12 protein-coding genes and 1 pseudogene are annotated in these 11720 nt (G+C 59.8%); 12 read left to right on the top strand and 1 reads right to left on the bottom strand.

The genetic code is table 11. From position 1 onward, the window contains the following. The first annotated feature begins 4 nt into the window (after positions 1-4). From kdsA to ispD, 4 genes are all read left to right on the top strand, one after another. Entirely contained in the window at positions 5-850 is an 846-nt protein-coding gene (gene kdsA / locus M1B35_RS05105; RefSeq protein WP_123336672.1) for a 3-deoxy-8-phosphooctulonate synthase, read from the top strand. Between the two features lie 143 nt (positions 851-993). Beyond that, entirely contained in the window at positions 994-2283 is a 1290-nt protein-coding gene (gene eno, locus M1B35_RS05100) for a phosphopyruvate hydratase (RefSeq protein WP_123336670.1), read from the top strand. A gap of 172 nt (positions 2284-2455) precedes the next feature. Further along, positions 2456-2734: a cell division protein FtsB gene (gene ftsB, locus M1B35_RS05095; RefSeq protein ID WP_011059544.1), complete on the top strand. Its 279-nt coding sequence runs from the start codon at positions 2456-2458 to the stop codon at positions 2732-2734. After that, positions 2731-3444, top strand: coding sequence for a 2-C-methyl-D-erythritol 4-phosphate cytidylyltransferase (ispD, locus tag M1B35_RS05090; RefSeq protein ID WP_268261395.1), 714 nt, complete (start codon positions 2731-2733; stop codon positions 3442-3444). The genes ftsB and ispD overlap by 4 nt, the downstream gene beginning before the upstream one ends. Before the next feature lie 52 nt (positions 3445-3496). Here ispD and M1B35_RS05085 read toward each other — a convergent pair whose 3' ends face one another. Next, positions 3497-4399, bottom strand: coding sequence for a LysR family transcriptional regulator (locus M1B35_RS05085; RefSeq protein WP_123336666.1), 903 nt, complete (start codon positions 4397-4399; stop codon positions 3497-3499). Positions 4400-4506: 107 nt separating this feature from the next. On the opposite strand from M1B35_RS05085, the gene M1B35_RS05080 reads away from it, so the two are divergent. The 8 genes and pseudogenes from M1B35_RS05080 to rpoS all read left to right on the top strand — a co-directional run bounded on the left by M1B35_RS05080 (position 4507) and on the right by rpoS (position 11690). Then, the gene (locus tag M1B35_RS05080; protein WP_123336664.1) at positions 4507-5619 is read left to right on the top strand and encodes an S-(hydroxymethyl)glutathione dehydrogenase/class III alcohol dehydrogenase; all 1113 of its coding nucleotides are present in this window, start codon (positions 4507-4509) and stop codon (positions 5617-5619) included. 88 nt (positions 5620-5707) lie between these two features. Then, positions 5708-6552 (top strand): annotated as a pseudogene (gene fghA, locus M1B35_RS05075) (S-formylglutathione hydrolase). A 53-nt stretch (positions 6553-6605) separates the two neighbouring features. Further along, on the top strand, positions 6606-7079 hold the full coding sequence (ispF, locus tag M1B35_RS05070; protein WP_007907189.1) for a 2-C-methyl-D-erythritol 2,4-cyclodiphosphate synthase: 474 nt from the start codon (positions 6606-6608) through the stop codon (positions 7077-7079). Further along, complete coding sequence (gene truD, locus M1B35_RS05065; protein WP_123336660.1) at positions 7076-8134, top strand: tRNA pseudouridine(13) synthase TruD; 1059 nt, start codon at positions 7076-7078, stop codon at positions 8132-8134. The genes ispF and truD overlap by 4 nt, the downstream gene beginning before the upstream one ends. After that, positions 8122-8871 (top strand): 5'/3'-nucleotidase SurE, encoded by a 750-nt coding sequence (gene surE / locus M1B35_RS05060; protein ID WP_123336658.1) that lies wholly within the window; start codon positions 8122-8124, stop codon positions 8869-8871. Before truD ends, surE begins: the two co-directional genes overlap by 13 nt. Before the next feature lie 41 nt (positions 8872-8912). Further along, positions 8913-9548 (top strand): protein-L-isoaspartate(D-aspartate) O-methyltransferase, encoded by a 636-nt coding sequence (locus M1B35_RS05055; protein WP_185039434.1) that lies wholly within the window; start codon positions 8913-8915, stop codon positions 9546-9548. A 195-nt stretch (positions 9549-9743) separates the two neighbouring features. Then, positions 9744-10577 (top strand): peptidoglycan DD-metalloendopeptidase family protein, encoded by an 834-nt coding sequence (locus tag M1B35_RS05050; RefSeq protein ID WP_268261394.1) that lies wholly within the window; start codon positions 9744-9746, stop codon positions 10575-10577. 105 nt (positions 10578-10682) lie between these two features. Then, the gene (gene rpoS, locus M1B35_RS05045; protein ID WP_123336651.1) at positions 10683-11690 is read left to right on the top strand and encodes an RNA polymerase sigma factor RpoS; all 1008 of its coding nucleotides are present in this window, start codon (positions 10683-10685) and stop codon (positions 11688-11690) included. Positions 11691-11720 lie beyond the last annotated feature (30 nt).

The raw sequence follows: 11720 nt of genomic DNA, 5'->3' as shown, positions 1-11720 counted from the left end.
CCTGATGGCGCAGAAGATCATCCGCGTAGGCAACATCGAGATCGCCAACGACAAGCCGATGGTGCTGTTCGGTGGCATGAACGTGCTGGAAAGCCGCGACATGGCGATGCAGGTCTGTGAAGAATACGTACGGGTGACCGAGAAACTCGGCATCCCCTACGTGTTCAAGGCCAGCTTCGACAAGGCCAACCGTTCCTCGGTGACCTCGTATCGTGGTCCCGGCCTGGAAGAGGGCATGCGGATTTTCGAAGACGTGAAGCAAGCCTTTGGCGTGCCGATCATCACCGACGTCCACGAGCCGGCCCAGGCCGCGGTGGTGGCGGAGGTCTGCGACATCATCCAACTGCCGGCCTTCCTGTCCCGGCAGACCGACCTGGTGGTGGCCATGGCCAAGACCGGCGCGGTGATCAACATCAAGAAAGCCCAGTTCCTCGCCCCTCAGGAGATGAAGCACATCCTGAGCAAATGCGAAGAAGCGGGTAACGATCAGTTGATCCTCTGCGAGCGTGGTTCCAGCTTCGGTTACAACAACCTGGTGGTGGACATGCTCGGCTTCGGCATCATGAAGCAGTTCGAATACCCGGTGTTCTTTGACGTGACCCACGCCCTGCAGATGCCGGGCGGTCGTGCCGATTCGGCAGGCGGTCGTCGGGCCCAGGTCACTGACCTGGCCAAGGCCGGCATCAGCCAGTCCCTGGCCGGCCTGTTCCTGGAAGCTCACCCCGATCCGGACAACGCCAAGTGCGATGGTCCTTGCGCCCTGCGCCTGGACAAGCTCGAGCCGTTCCTGGCCCAGCTCAAGCAGTTGGACGAACTGGTCAAGAGCTTCCCGACCATCGAAACCGCATAACCCTGTAGGAGCCGGCTTGCCGGCGATTGCGCGCTCAAGGGCCCGATCGCCGGCAAGTCGCCCTCTACAAAAAGCAATTTGACCCACAAGTTATAAATCGAGCGGTACTCAGCGTTTTCGTCAACTTTGGAGTGTTTACAACAATGGCAAAAATCGTCGACATCAAAGGTCGTGAAGTTCTCGACTCCCGTGGCAATCCCACCGTCGAAGCGGACGTGCTTCTCGATAACGGCATCATCGGCAGTGCTTGCGCGCCGTCCGGTGCCTCCACCGGCTCGCGTGAAGCGCTCGAGCTGCGTGATGGCGACAAGAGCCGTTACCTGGGTAAAGGCGTACTCAAGGCCGTAGCCAACATCAACGGCCCGATCCGCGACCTGCTGCTGGGCACAGACCCAAGCGATCAGAAAGCGCTGGATCACGCGATGATCAAGCTCGACGGCACTGAAAACAAAGCCACCCTGGGCGCCAACGCCATCCTGGCTGTGTCCCTGGCTGCTGCCAAGGCCGCTGCCCAGGACCAGGACCTGCCGCTGTACGCCCACATTGCCAACCTCAACGGCACGCCGGGTGTGTACTCGATGCCGGTGCCGATGATGAACATCATCAACGGTGGCGAGCACGCTGATAACAACGTCGACATCCAAGAGTTCATGGTCCAGCCGGTGGGCGCCAAGTCGTTCTCGGAAGGCCTGCGCATGGGTACCGAGATTTTCCACCACCTCAAAGCCGTGCTCAAAGCCCGTGGCCTGAACACTGCCGTGGGTGACGAAGGTGGTTTCGCGCCGAACCTGGCGTCCAACGAAGACGCGCTGAAAGTCATCTCCGAAGCCGTGGCCAATGCAGGCTACACCCTGGGCACCGACGTGACCCTGGCTCTGGACTGCGCGGCCAGCGAGTTCTACGAAGACGGCAAGTACAACCTGTCCGGTGAAGGCCAGGTGTTCACCGCTGAAGGTTTCGCCGACTACCTGAAAGGTCTGACCGAGCGTTACCCGATCATCTCCATCGAAGATGGCCTGGACGAGTCCGACTGGGCTGGCTGGAAAATCCTCACCGACAAGATCGGCGAGAAGACCCAGCTGGTGGGCGACGACCTGTTCGTGACCAACACCAAGATCCTGAAAGAAGGCATCGACAAGAAGATCGCCAACTCGATCCTGATCAAGTTCAACCAGATCGGCACCCTGACCGAAACCCTGGAAGCCATCCAGATGGCCAAGGCCGCTGGTTACACCGCAGTGATCTCGCACCGTTCCGGCGAAACCGAAGATTCCACCATTGCCGACCTGGCGGTGGGGACTGCGGCTGGCCAGATCAAGACCGGCTCCCTGTGCCGTTCCGACCGCGTTTCCAAGTACAACCAATTGCTGCGTATCGAAGAGCAATTGAACGGCAAGGCCAAGTACAACGGTCGCAGCGAGTTTCGCGGCTGAGCCTTAGCGGTTAAAAAGACAGCGGATTGTGTCGAAAAAGTCGCAAAAGCGTACTGTTTGCCTCTAATCTGATGCCTTACAAGCACAAGCCTGGTTCTTCCAGGCTTCGTGCTATCAGTCGGTTCGAAGTTGTTGGCATGGCTGTCTTTTTTCACTGGAAACCTGATATTCGATGCGCAGTCCCAATTGGTTGTTCCTGGTCTTGCTCCTGCTGCTGGCTGGCCTGCAGTACCGCCTGTGGGTGGGAAATGGCAGCCTGGCCCAGGTGGCTGACCTGACTCAGCAGATTGCTGACCAGCACGCTGAAAACGAGCGTCTGTTGGAGCGCAACCGCGTACTCGATGCCGAGGTCATGGAGTTGAAAAAGGGCATGGAGACCGTTGAAGAACGGGCTCGTCATGAGTTGGGCATGGTCAAGGAGGGCGAAACCCTCTACCAGTTGGCCCAATGACTGAAGTTCTGCCGGCCTTCTGGGCCGTGATTCCTGCCGCGGGCATTGGTGCCCGTATGGCCGCGGACCGCCCCAAGCAATACCTGCAACTGGGTGGCCGCACTATTCTCGAACACAGCCTTGGCTGTTTCCTCGATCACCCCGGCCTCAAGGGCCTGGTGGTCAGTCTTGCTGTTGATGATCCTTACTGGCCCAACTTGGCGTGCGCCATTGACTTGCGTATTCATCGTGCGCAAGGGGGGGCGGAGCGCTCGGGCTCGGTGCTCAATGCGTTGCTGCAACTTAATGCCTTGGGCGCCTGCGACGATGATTGGGTCTTGGTGCACGATGCCGCGCGGCCTAACTTGAGTCGTGGCGACCTCGACAAACTGCTGGCCGAACTCGCCGACGACCCGGTGGGCGGCCTCCTGGCGGTGCCGGCCCGCGATACCCTCAAGCGCGTCGACAAGCACGGGCGCGTGGTGGAAACCGTCGACCGCAGCCTGATCTGGCAAGCCTATACGCCGCAGATGTTTCGCCTGGGTGCGTTGCATCGCGCCTTGGCCGACAGCCTGGTCGCCGATGCGCTGATCACCGATGAAGCCTCCGCGATGGAATGGTCCGGCCAGGCGCCGCGCCTGATCGAGGGGCGCTCGGACAATATCAAGGTGACTCGGCCGGAAGACCTGGAGTGGCTGCGGTTGCGCTGGTCCAACCGCCGTCCTCTGTAGGGCCTGGTTTTTCGGCAGTGATTTACAGCCGCCATCGCCTTTAAGCCGGCTTCTACGGGTTGTGTTCGTACTCTGGCCGTTCGGCCAATCCTTCCTTCAGAAAATCCACCAGTTTCCTGACCTTCGGCGACAAATGTCGCTGCTGTGGATACAGCGCCCACACCGCCGTATTCGGCGGCTGATGCGCCTCCAATAGCGACACCAGCGCGCCGCTGTGCAAATGCTCCAGCACGTAATAGTCCGGCAACTGGCACAAACCGACCCCTTGTAACGCCGCATCCAGCACTGCCTGCCCACTGTTGCAGCGCCAGTTGCCCTGGACCCGCTGGGAAAACTCCCGCCCATCCTGGGCCAGTTGCCAAATGTCCGAGCTGCCAATCAGGCAGTTATGCCGGCTCAGTTCCGACAAGCTATGGGGCCGGCCATACCGAGCCAGGTAGGACGGCGACGCGCACAAGTACATGCGTCGCGGCGCCAGTCGGCTGGCGACCATGCGTGAGTCTTGCAGGCGCCCAAGACGAATCGCCAGGTCCAGGCCTTCGTGCACCAGGTCCAGTTGGCGATTGCTCAGCTCGATATCCACCCGCAGTTGTGGATAGAGCGCCATGAACCGCGTCACCAACGGCACGATGAAGCGTTCGCCATAGGCCACTGCGCAGGTCATGCGCAACATGCCTTTGGGTTCGCTGGTGAGGTCGCCGACAGCGCGCAAGGCCTCTTCACGACCGTCCTGCAAGCGCTGGCAATGTTGCAAAAACGTTTGCCCGGCCTCGGTCAGGTTGACGCGTCGGGTGCTGCGGTACAGCAGGCGGGTTTGCAGACGCTCTTCAAGGCGCGCCACTTGCCGGCTGATGTGGGAGGACGACACCCCGAGGCGCTCTGCCGCAGCTGTGAATTGGCTGCATTCGGCCACAGCCACGAACTCATCGATGCCCTCCCAGCGGTTCTCATTCATGTTGATTGTCCCTGTGCAGCAATAATGTTTTGCTTTTGTCTGGATTATTCATCCTGGTGCGCTGTTTTACACTCCCTGTCTCGTTTTTATTCGCTTGGAGAAACAGGATGATCAAGTCGCGCGCTGCCGTTGCCTTTGAGGCCAAGAAACCTCTGGAAATCGTTGAAGTCGATGTCGCGATGCCCAAGGCTGGCGAGGTCCTGCTGCGGGTCGTCGCTTCCGGCGTTTGTCACACCGATGCCTACACCCTGTCTGGCGCTGACCCGGAAGGCATCTTCCCGTCGATCCTCGGCCACGAAGGTGGTGCCGTGGTCGAAGCCATCGGTGAGGGCGTGACCTCGGTAGCGGTCGGCGATCATGTGATCCCGCTGTACACCCCGGAATGCGGCCAGTGCAAATTCTGCCGTTCGGGCAAAACCAACCTCTGCCAGGCCATTCGTGCCACCCAAGGCAAGGGCCTGATGCCAGACGGCACCACTCGCTTTTCCTACAAAGGTCAGCCAATTTTCCACTACATGGGCACCTCGACCTTTTCCGAGTACACCGTGTTGCCGGAAATCTCGGTGGCCAAGATCCCTAAAGAAGCGCCCCTGGAAAAAGTCTGCCTGCTGGGTTGCGGCGTCACCACCGGCATCGGTGCGGTTATCAACACCGCCAAGGTCAAGCCGGGCGATACCGTGGCCATCTTCGGTCTCGGTGGTATCGGCCTGTCGGCGGTGATTGGTGCGGTCAAAGCCAAGGCTGGCCGGATCATTGCCATCGACATCAACCCGGCCAAGTTCGAAATCGCCAAGCAACTGGGGGCCACCGATTGCGTCAATCCGAAGGACTTCGATCGTCCGATCCAGGACGTGATCGTCGACATGACCGACGGCGGCGTGGACTTCTCCTTTGAATGCATCGGCAACGTGCAACTGATGCGCGCCGCCCTCGAGTGCTGCCACAAAGGCTGGGGCGAGTCGGTGATCATCGGCGTGGCCGGTGCCGGTCAGGAAATCGCTACCCGTCCTTTCCAACTGGTGACCGGTCGCGTCTGGCGCGGTTCGGCGTTCGGCGGTGTGCGCGGTCGTTCCGAGCTGCCGAGCTACGTGGAAATGGCCCAGACCGGCGAGATCCCGCTGGACACCTTCATCACCCACACCATGGGCCTGGAAGACATCAACAAGGCTTTTGACCTGATGCACGAAGGCAAGAGCATCCGTACTGTCATTCATTTCTGAAGCAGCTGTAAGCCACAAGCCACCAGCTGCAAGTGAGCGCGCCTGACTTGCAGCTGGAAGCTTGCAACTTGTAGCTGGGAGCATTCCCATGACCTTGGAAAATATTTCCTGCCAGAAGAGTTTTGGTGGCTGGCACAAACGATACAAACACAGCTCCCGCGTGCTGGGTTGCGACATGGTGTTTGCCGTCTACCTGCCGCCGCAAGCGGAGCAGGGGGTCAAGCTGCCGGTGTTGTACTGGTTGTCTGGCTTGACCTGCACTGATGAGAACTTCATGCACAAGGCGGGCGCATGCGCATGGCGGCCGAGTTGGGCTTGATCATCGTCGCGCCGGATACCAGCCCCCGCGGAGCCGGGGTGCCGGGCGATCCGGACGGCGCCTGGGATTTCGGCCTGGGCGCCGGGTTCTACCTGAACGCGACCCAGGAACCTTGGGCGCAGCATTACCGCATGCATGACTATGTGGTGCAGGAGTTGCCGGCCCTGGTGGAGGCGCATTTCCCGGCTTCGGACAAGCGCGGCATCAGTGGGCACTCCATGGGCGGGCACGGCGCGCTGGTCTGCGCATTGCGCAACCCAGGGCGTTATCAGTCGGTTTCGGCCTTTGCGCCGATCAGCAATCCGATGGATTGCCCCTGGGGGCAGAAAGCCTTCTCCCGCTACCTGGGCGAGGAGCGTTCGCGGTGGCGCGAGTGGGATGCCAGCGTGCTGATTGCCGAGGCCAGCGAGAAGTTGCCGTTGCTGGTGGATCAAGGCGATCGTGATGATTTCCTGGCGACCCAGCTCAAGCCCGAAGTCCTGCAACAAGCGGCGAAAAACGCCGGTCATCCGCTGACCCTGCGACTGCAGCCAGGCTATGACCACAGCTATTTCTTCATCGCCAGTTTTATTGACGACCACCTGCAGCATCATGCGCAGGCTCTTAGCGCCTAATGTCCGACAAAGCAGGTAGAATCACGCCCTGACTCAATCAGGGCGTTTTTTTTATGCGTATTGGCCACGGCTATGATGTGCACCGTTTCGCTGAGGGCGATTTCATTACCCTGGGCGGGGTGCGTATTGCACACGGTTTCGGGTTGCTCGCTCATTCTGACGGCGACGTGCTGTTGCATGCGCTGAGCGATGCGTTGCTCGGCGCGGCGGCATTGGGCGATATCGGCAAACACTTTCCAGACACCGATCCGCAGTTCAAGGGGGCAGACAGCCGGGTGTTGCTGCGTCACGTCGTCGCGCTGATCCATGCCAAAGGCTGGAAAGTCGGCAATGTCGACAACACCATTGTCGCCCAGGCGCCGAAAATGGCGCCCCATATTGAAAGCATGCGCGCGCTGATCGCTGCGGATCTGCAAGTCGAATTGGATCAAGTGAACGTGAAAGCTACTACCACCGAAAAGCTCGGTTTTGTCGGCCGTGAAGAAGGCATTGCCGTGCATTCCGTTGCCTTGTTGCTACGCGCATGACGGAACTGCAATTGCTGGGCCCGCGTGCCTATGGTCAAGCCCTGGGCAGTGCCGTGCTCAAAGCCACCGCTGAAGATTTCCAGGTCGATGAAGTGCTGGATATTCCCTTGAGTGGCGACGGTGAACACCTGTGGCTCTGGGTGGAAAAACGTGGCCTGAATACCGAGGAAGCAGCCCGGCGTATCGCCAAGGCGGCGGGCGTGCCTCTGCGTACTGTCAGCTACGCGGGGCTCAAGGATCGCCAGGCCCTGACCCGTCAGTGGTTCAGTGTGCAACTGCCAGGCAAGGCCGATCCGGATATGAGCGCGGCCGAAAATGACACCCTGAAAATCCTCAAGCAGACCCGTCACAAGCGCAAATTGCAGCGCGGCGCCCATGCGGCCAACGGCTTCACATTGCGCCTGACCGAACTCAAGGGCGACCAGGCGGGTATCGACGAGCGCTTGAAGACCATCGCCCAGCAGGGCATCCCCAATTACTTCGGTGCCCAGCGTTTCGGCCATAACGGTGGCAACCTGGTGGATGCCCGGGATTGGGCCGCTCGCAAGGCCCTGCCTGAGCAGCGCAATGTGCGCTCGCGCCTGCTTTCCACGGCCCGCAGCTACCTGTTCAACCAGGTGCTGGCGGCGCGTGTGGCGGATGGCAGTTGGCAGCGCGCCCAGGTCGGCGATCTGCTGGCCTTCACCGATAGCCGCAGTTTCTTCCCGGCGGGGGAGGCCGAGTGCAGTGACCCGCGCCTGGCGATTCTCGATCTGCACCCGACCGGCCCGCAGTGGGGCGAAGGTGATTCCCCTGCCAGCGGCGTGACCCAGGCCCTGGAACAGGACATTGCGGCCCGTGAGGCGGATTTGCGGGACTGGTTGATAAAAGCGGGAATGAGCCACGAACGTCGCATCCTGCGGCTGCCCATTGGCGGGTTGACGTGGCATTATCCCGAGCCTGACATTCTGCAATTGGAATTCGTCCTGCCGGCTGGATGCTTCGCCACTGTATTGGTGCGCGAACTCGTCGATCTGGTGCCGGTGGGGCAGACGGACAGCCCATGCGTATTCTGATTTCTAACGACGATGGCGTCACCGCTCCCGGCCTCGCCGCGCTGCATGCTGCGCTGGTGGATTATGCCGAGTGCGTGGTGGTTGCCCCGGATCAAGATAAAAGCGGCGCCAGCAGCTCGCTGACGCTCGACCGTCCGTTGCACGCCCAGACCTTGGGCAACGGTTTTATCAGCATCAACGGTACGCCCACCGACTGCGTGCACCTGGGCCTTAATGGCTTGCTCGAAAGTCCCCCCGATATGGTGGTTTCCGGCATTAACCTGGGCGCCAACCTGGGGGACGACGTGCTGTATTCGGGCACTGTCGCTGCGGCGCTCGAAGGTCGTTTTCTGGATCTGCCGGCCTTCGCGTTTTCGTTCGTATCGCGCCAGTTGGAGAACCTGCCTACGGCGGCCTACTTCGCGCGCAAGCTGGTGGCGGCTCACGCTTCGCTGCAGCTGCCGCCGCGTACGGTGTTGAACGTGAACATCCCCAACCTGCCGCTGGACCATATCCGTGGTATCCAGTTGACGCGCCTGGGGCACCGCGCCCGCGCCGCCGCGCCGATGAAAGTCGTCGACCCGCGGGGCAAGGCCGGTTACTGGATTGCCGCAGCCGGTGACGCCGAAGACGGTGGTCCGGGAACGGATTTCCATGCGGTGATGCAGGGGTATGTGTCGGTGACTCCGCTACAACTGGATCGAACCTTCAACGAGGCGTTCAGAACACTCGACGGCTGGCTGGAGGGACTGCGCTGATGGCTCGTGAGCAAGACGATTTGCTGCGACGGGGCATCGGCATGACCTCCCAGCGCACCCGGGAACGCCTTATTCAACGTTTGTACGATGAGGGGCTGTCCAACCCGCAGGTCCTGGAAGTCATTCGTCGCACACCGCGTCACCTGTTCGTCGATGAAGCCTTGGCGCATCGTGCCTATGAAGACACGGCGCTGCCCATCGGCCACAACCAGACCATCTCCCAGCCTTATATGGTGGCCCGCATGAGCGAGTTGCTGCTGGAGGCGGGGCCGCTGGACAAGGTGCTGGAGATCGGTACCGGCTCCGGTTACCAGACGGCGGTGTTGTCGCAATTGGTCGAGCGGGTGTTTTCGGTCGAGCGGATCAAGGTCCTGCAAGACCGGGCCAAGGAACGTCTGCAGGAGTTGAACCTGCGTAACGTGGTGTTCCGCTGGGGCGATGGCTGGGAGGGGTGGCCGGCATTGGCGCCTTACAACGGCATCATCGTGACCGCCGTGGCGACCGATGTTCCACAGGCGTTGCTGGATCAGCTCGCACCGGGTGGTCGCCTGGTGATCCCCGTCGGTGCGGGCGAAGTGCAGCAGTTAATGCTGATCGTTCGTGAGGAGCAAGGTTTTTCACGGCATATTCTGGGGGCCGTGCGTTTCGTGCCATTGCTCAATGGGCCGTTGGCCTGAGCATTTGTTGGCATGGGGTGAATTCTGTTTGATCGCCCGGGTCGAAGGCTGCGGTCTGGTCGAATCGGTCAACCGTCTACCGGCCTGCTTCTTGCGTTTTGCCAGCGGTAAAGCACCGGCAGCCAGTTATACTTGCGACATTTCATGCCTGAGCCAGGCAATCTTTATCGTCAACCACCACAAAGGGAGCGGCGGGTGAGTCTCACAGTCATTGCGCAGCGTATGGGTATCACAAGCTTTCAGCGACTGATGATTAGCCTTGTCTTGAGTTCCTTGTTGGTCGGTTGCTCCAGCACCAAATCCAGCAGTGTGCGAGTCGTCGATCGCAACAGCGCGGTTGCCCAGCGTCCAACCGTGACCACTGGCCAGTATGTGGTTCGTCGTGGCGATACCTTGTTTTCGATTGCCTTCCGTTATGGTTGGGACTACAAGGCGCTGGCCGCGCGTAACAACATTCCAGAACCGTTCACCATTCATCCCGGGCAGACGATTCGTTTCGACGGTCGCTCGGGTGCGGCACCGACCACGGTAGTGACCACGTCCCAATCCAGTGCTTCCTCGTCCAGTAAAACCACCGTGACCCGGCGTCCGGTGGGCGTTGCGCCGGCCACGCCGAGCAAATCTACGCCGGCACCTCTACCGCCGGCAGGCCCGGCCCCAACGGGCTGGGGATGGCCTGCAAACGGCATTCTTATTGGAAAATTCTCTTCAAACGGTAGTTTGAATAAAGGCATTGATATCGCCGGGGATTTGGGACAGCCTGTTTTAGCTGCGTCTGATGGGACGGTGGTTTACGCCGGGAGTGGCTTAAGGGGCTACGGCGAATTAGTCATCATCAAACACAACGAAACCTACGTCAGCGCCTACGGCCACAACCGCAGGCTCCTGGTTCGGGAGGGGCAGCAGGTCAAAGTTGGGCAAACAATTGCGGAGATGGGGTCAACTGGTACAGACCGGGTGAAACTGCACTTTGAGATTCGCCGACAAGGTAAACCTGTAGATCCGTTGCAATTCCTGCCACGTCGTTGATCTGTTACAAGCCTGTTCCGTCGCGTAGAGGGGACAGGTTCCAGCGTTGCCAAGGATAGAGGCGCCGCTTGAGCCTGAGGTCGAACTCACCAAAGGACTATAACAATGGCTCTCAGTAAAGAAGTGCCGGAGTTTGACATCGACGATGAGGTTCTCCTGATGGAGACCAGCATCGATATGGATTCGATGTCGAATAATGAGGGGGCAACTCCACCTTCCGTTCGCGCCAAATCCAAAAGCTCCGCTTCACTCAAGCAACACAAATACATTGATTACACGCGAGCGCTCGACGCGACGCAGTTGTACCTCAATGAAATCGGCTTTTCCCCATTGCTCTCACCCGAGGAAGAAGTTCACTTTGCGCGTTTGTCGCAGAGTGGCGATCCGGCCGGGCGCAAGCGCATGATTGAAAGCAACTTGCGATTGGTGGTGAAAATCGCCCGTCGTTATGTCAATCGTGGGCTCTCGCTGTTGGATCTGATCGAAGAGGGCAACCTCGGCTTGATCCGAGCGGTGGAGAAATTCGATCCGGAACGGGGCTTCCGCTTCTCGACCTACGCCACCTGGTGGATTCGTCAAACCATCGAACGCGCGATCATGAACCAGACCCGGACCATCCGGTTGCCGATTCATGTGGTCAAAGAGCTCAACGTCTACCTTCGGGCCGCCCGCGAGCTGACTCAAAAACTCGATCACGAACCCTCGCCCGAAGAAATCGCCAACCTGCTGGAGAAACCGGTAGGAGAGGTCAAGCGCATGCTCGGCCTGAATGAGCGGGTTTCTTCGGTTGATGTCTCGCTGGGTCCGGATTCGGATAAAACCCTGCTAGACACCCTGACGGACGACCGTCCGACCGATCCATGCGAACTGTTGCAGGATGACGACCTGTCCCAAAGCATCGATCAGTGGCTGTGTGAACTCACCGAAAAGCAGCGCGAAGTAGTCGTGCGACGTTTCGGCCTGCGTGGTCATGAAAGCAGCACCCTGGAAGACGTTGGCCTGGAAATCGGCTTGACCCGTGAGCGGGTTCGGCAGATCCAGGTTGAAGGGCTCAAGCGCTTGCGTGAGATCCTTGAAAAAAATGGCCTGTCCAGTGAGTCGTTGTTTCAATAACTGCGCCTGCTGACTCAAGCAAGTAAAAAA

This window comes from Pseudomonas morbosilactucae, assembly GCF_023241665.1.
Lineage (GTDB): Bacteria > Pseudomonadota > Gammaproteobacteria > Pseudomonadales > Pseudomonadaceae > Aquipseudomonas > Aquipseudomonas morbosilactucae.
The sequence above is the reverse complement of the archived record's forward strand: the minus strand, read 5'-3'. Positions and strand labels throughout refer to the sequence as shown.

Excerpts from the sequence above, each read along its gene's own strand:
- kdsA (WP_123336672.1), top strand. The coding sequence starts at position 5 with ATGGCGCAGAAGATCATCCGCGTAGGCAACATCGAGATCGCCAACGAC.
- eno (WP_123336670.1), top strand. The coding sequence starts at position 994 with ATGGCAAAAATCGTCGACATCAAAGGTCGTGAAGTTCTCGACTCCCGT.
- ftsB (WP_011059544.1), top strand. The coding sequence starts at position 2,456 with ATGCGCAGTCCCAATTGGTTGTTCCTGGTCTTGCTCCTGCTGCTGGCT.
- ispD (WP_268261395.1), top strand. The coding sequence starts at position 2,731 with ATGACTGAAGTTCTGCCGGCCTTCTGGGCCGTGATTCCTGCCGCGGGC.
- M1B35_RS05085 (WP_123336666.1), bottom strand. The coding sequence starts at position 4,399 with ATGAATGAGAACCGCTGGGAGGGCATCGATGAGTTCGTGGCTGTGGCC.
- M1B35_RS05080 (WP_123336664.1), top strand. The coding sequence starts at position 4,507 with ATGATCAAGTCGCGCGCTGCCGTTGCCTTTGAGGCCAAGAAACCTCTG.
- ispF (WP_007907189.1), top strand. The coding sequence starts at position 6,606 with ATGCGTATTGGCCACGGCTATGATGTGCACCGTTTCGCTGAGGGCGAT.
- truD (WP_123336660.1), top strand. The coding sequence starts at position 7,076 with ATGACGGAACTGCAATTGCTGGGCCCGCGTGCCTATGGTCAAGCCCTG.
- surE (WP_123336658.1), top strand. The coding sequence starts at position 8,122 with ATGCGTATTCTGATTTCTAACGACGATGGCGTCACCGCTCCCGGCCTC.
- M1B35_RS05055 (WP_185039434.1), top strand. The coding sequence starts at position 8,913 with ATGACCTCCCAGCGCACCCGGGAACGCCTTATTCAACGTTTGTACGAT.
- rpoS (WP_123336651.1), top strand. The coding sequence starts at position 10,683 with ATGGCTCTCAGTAAAGAAGTGCCGGAGTTTGACATCGACGATGAGGTT.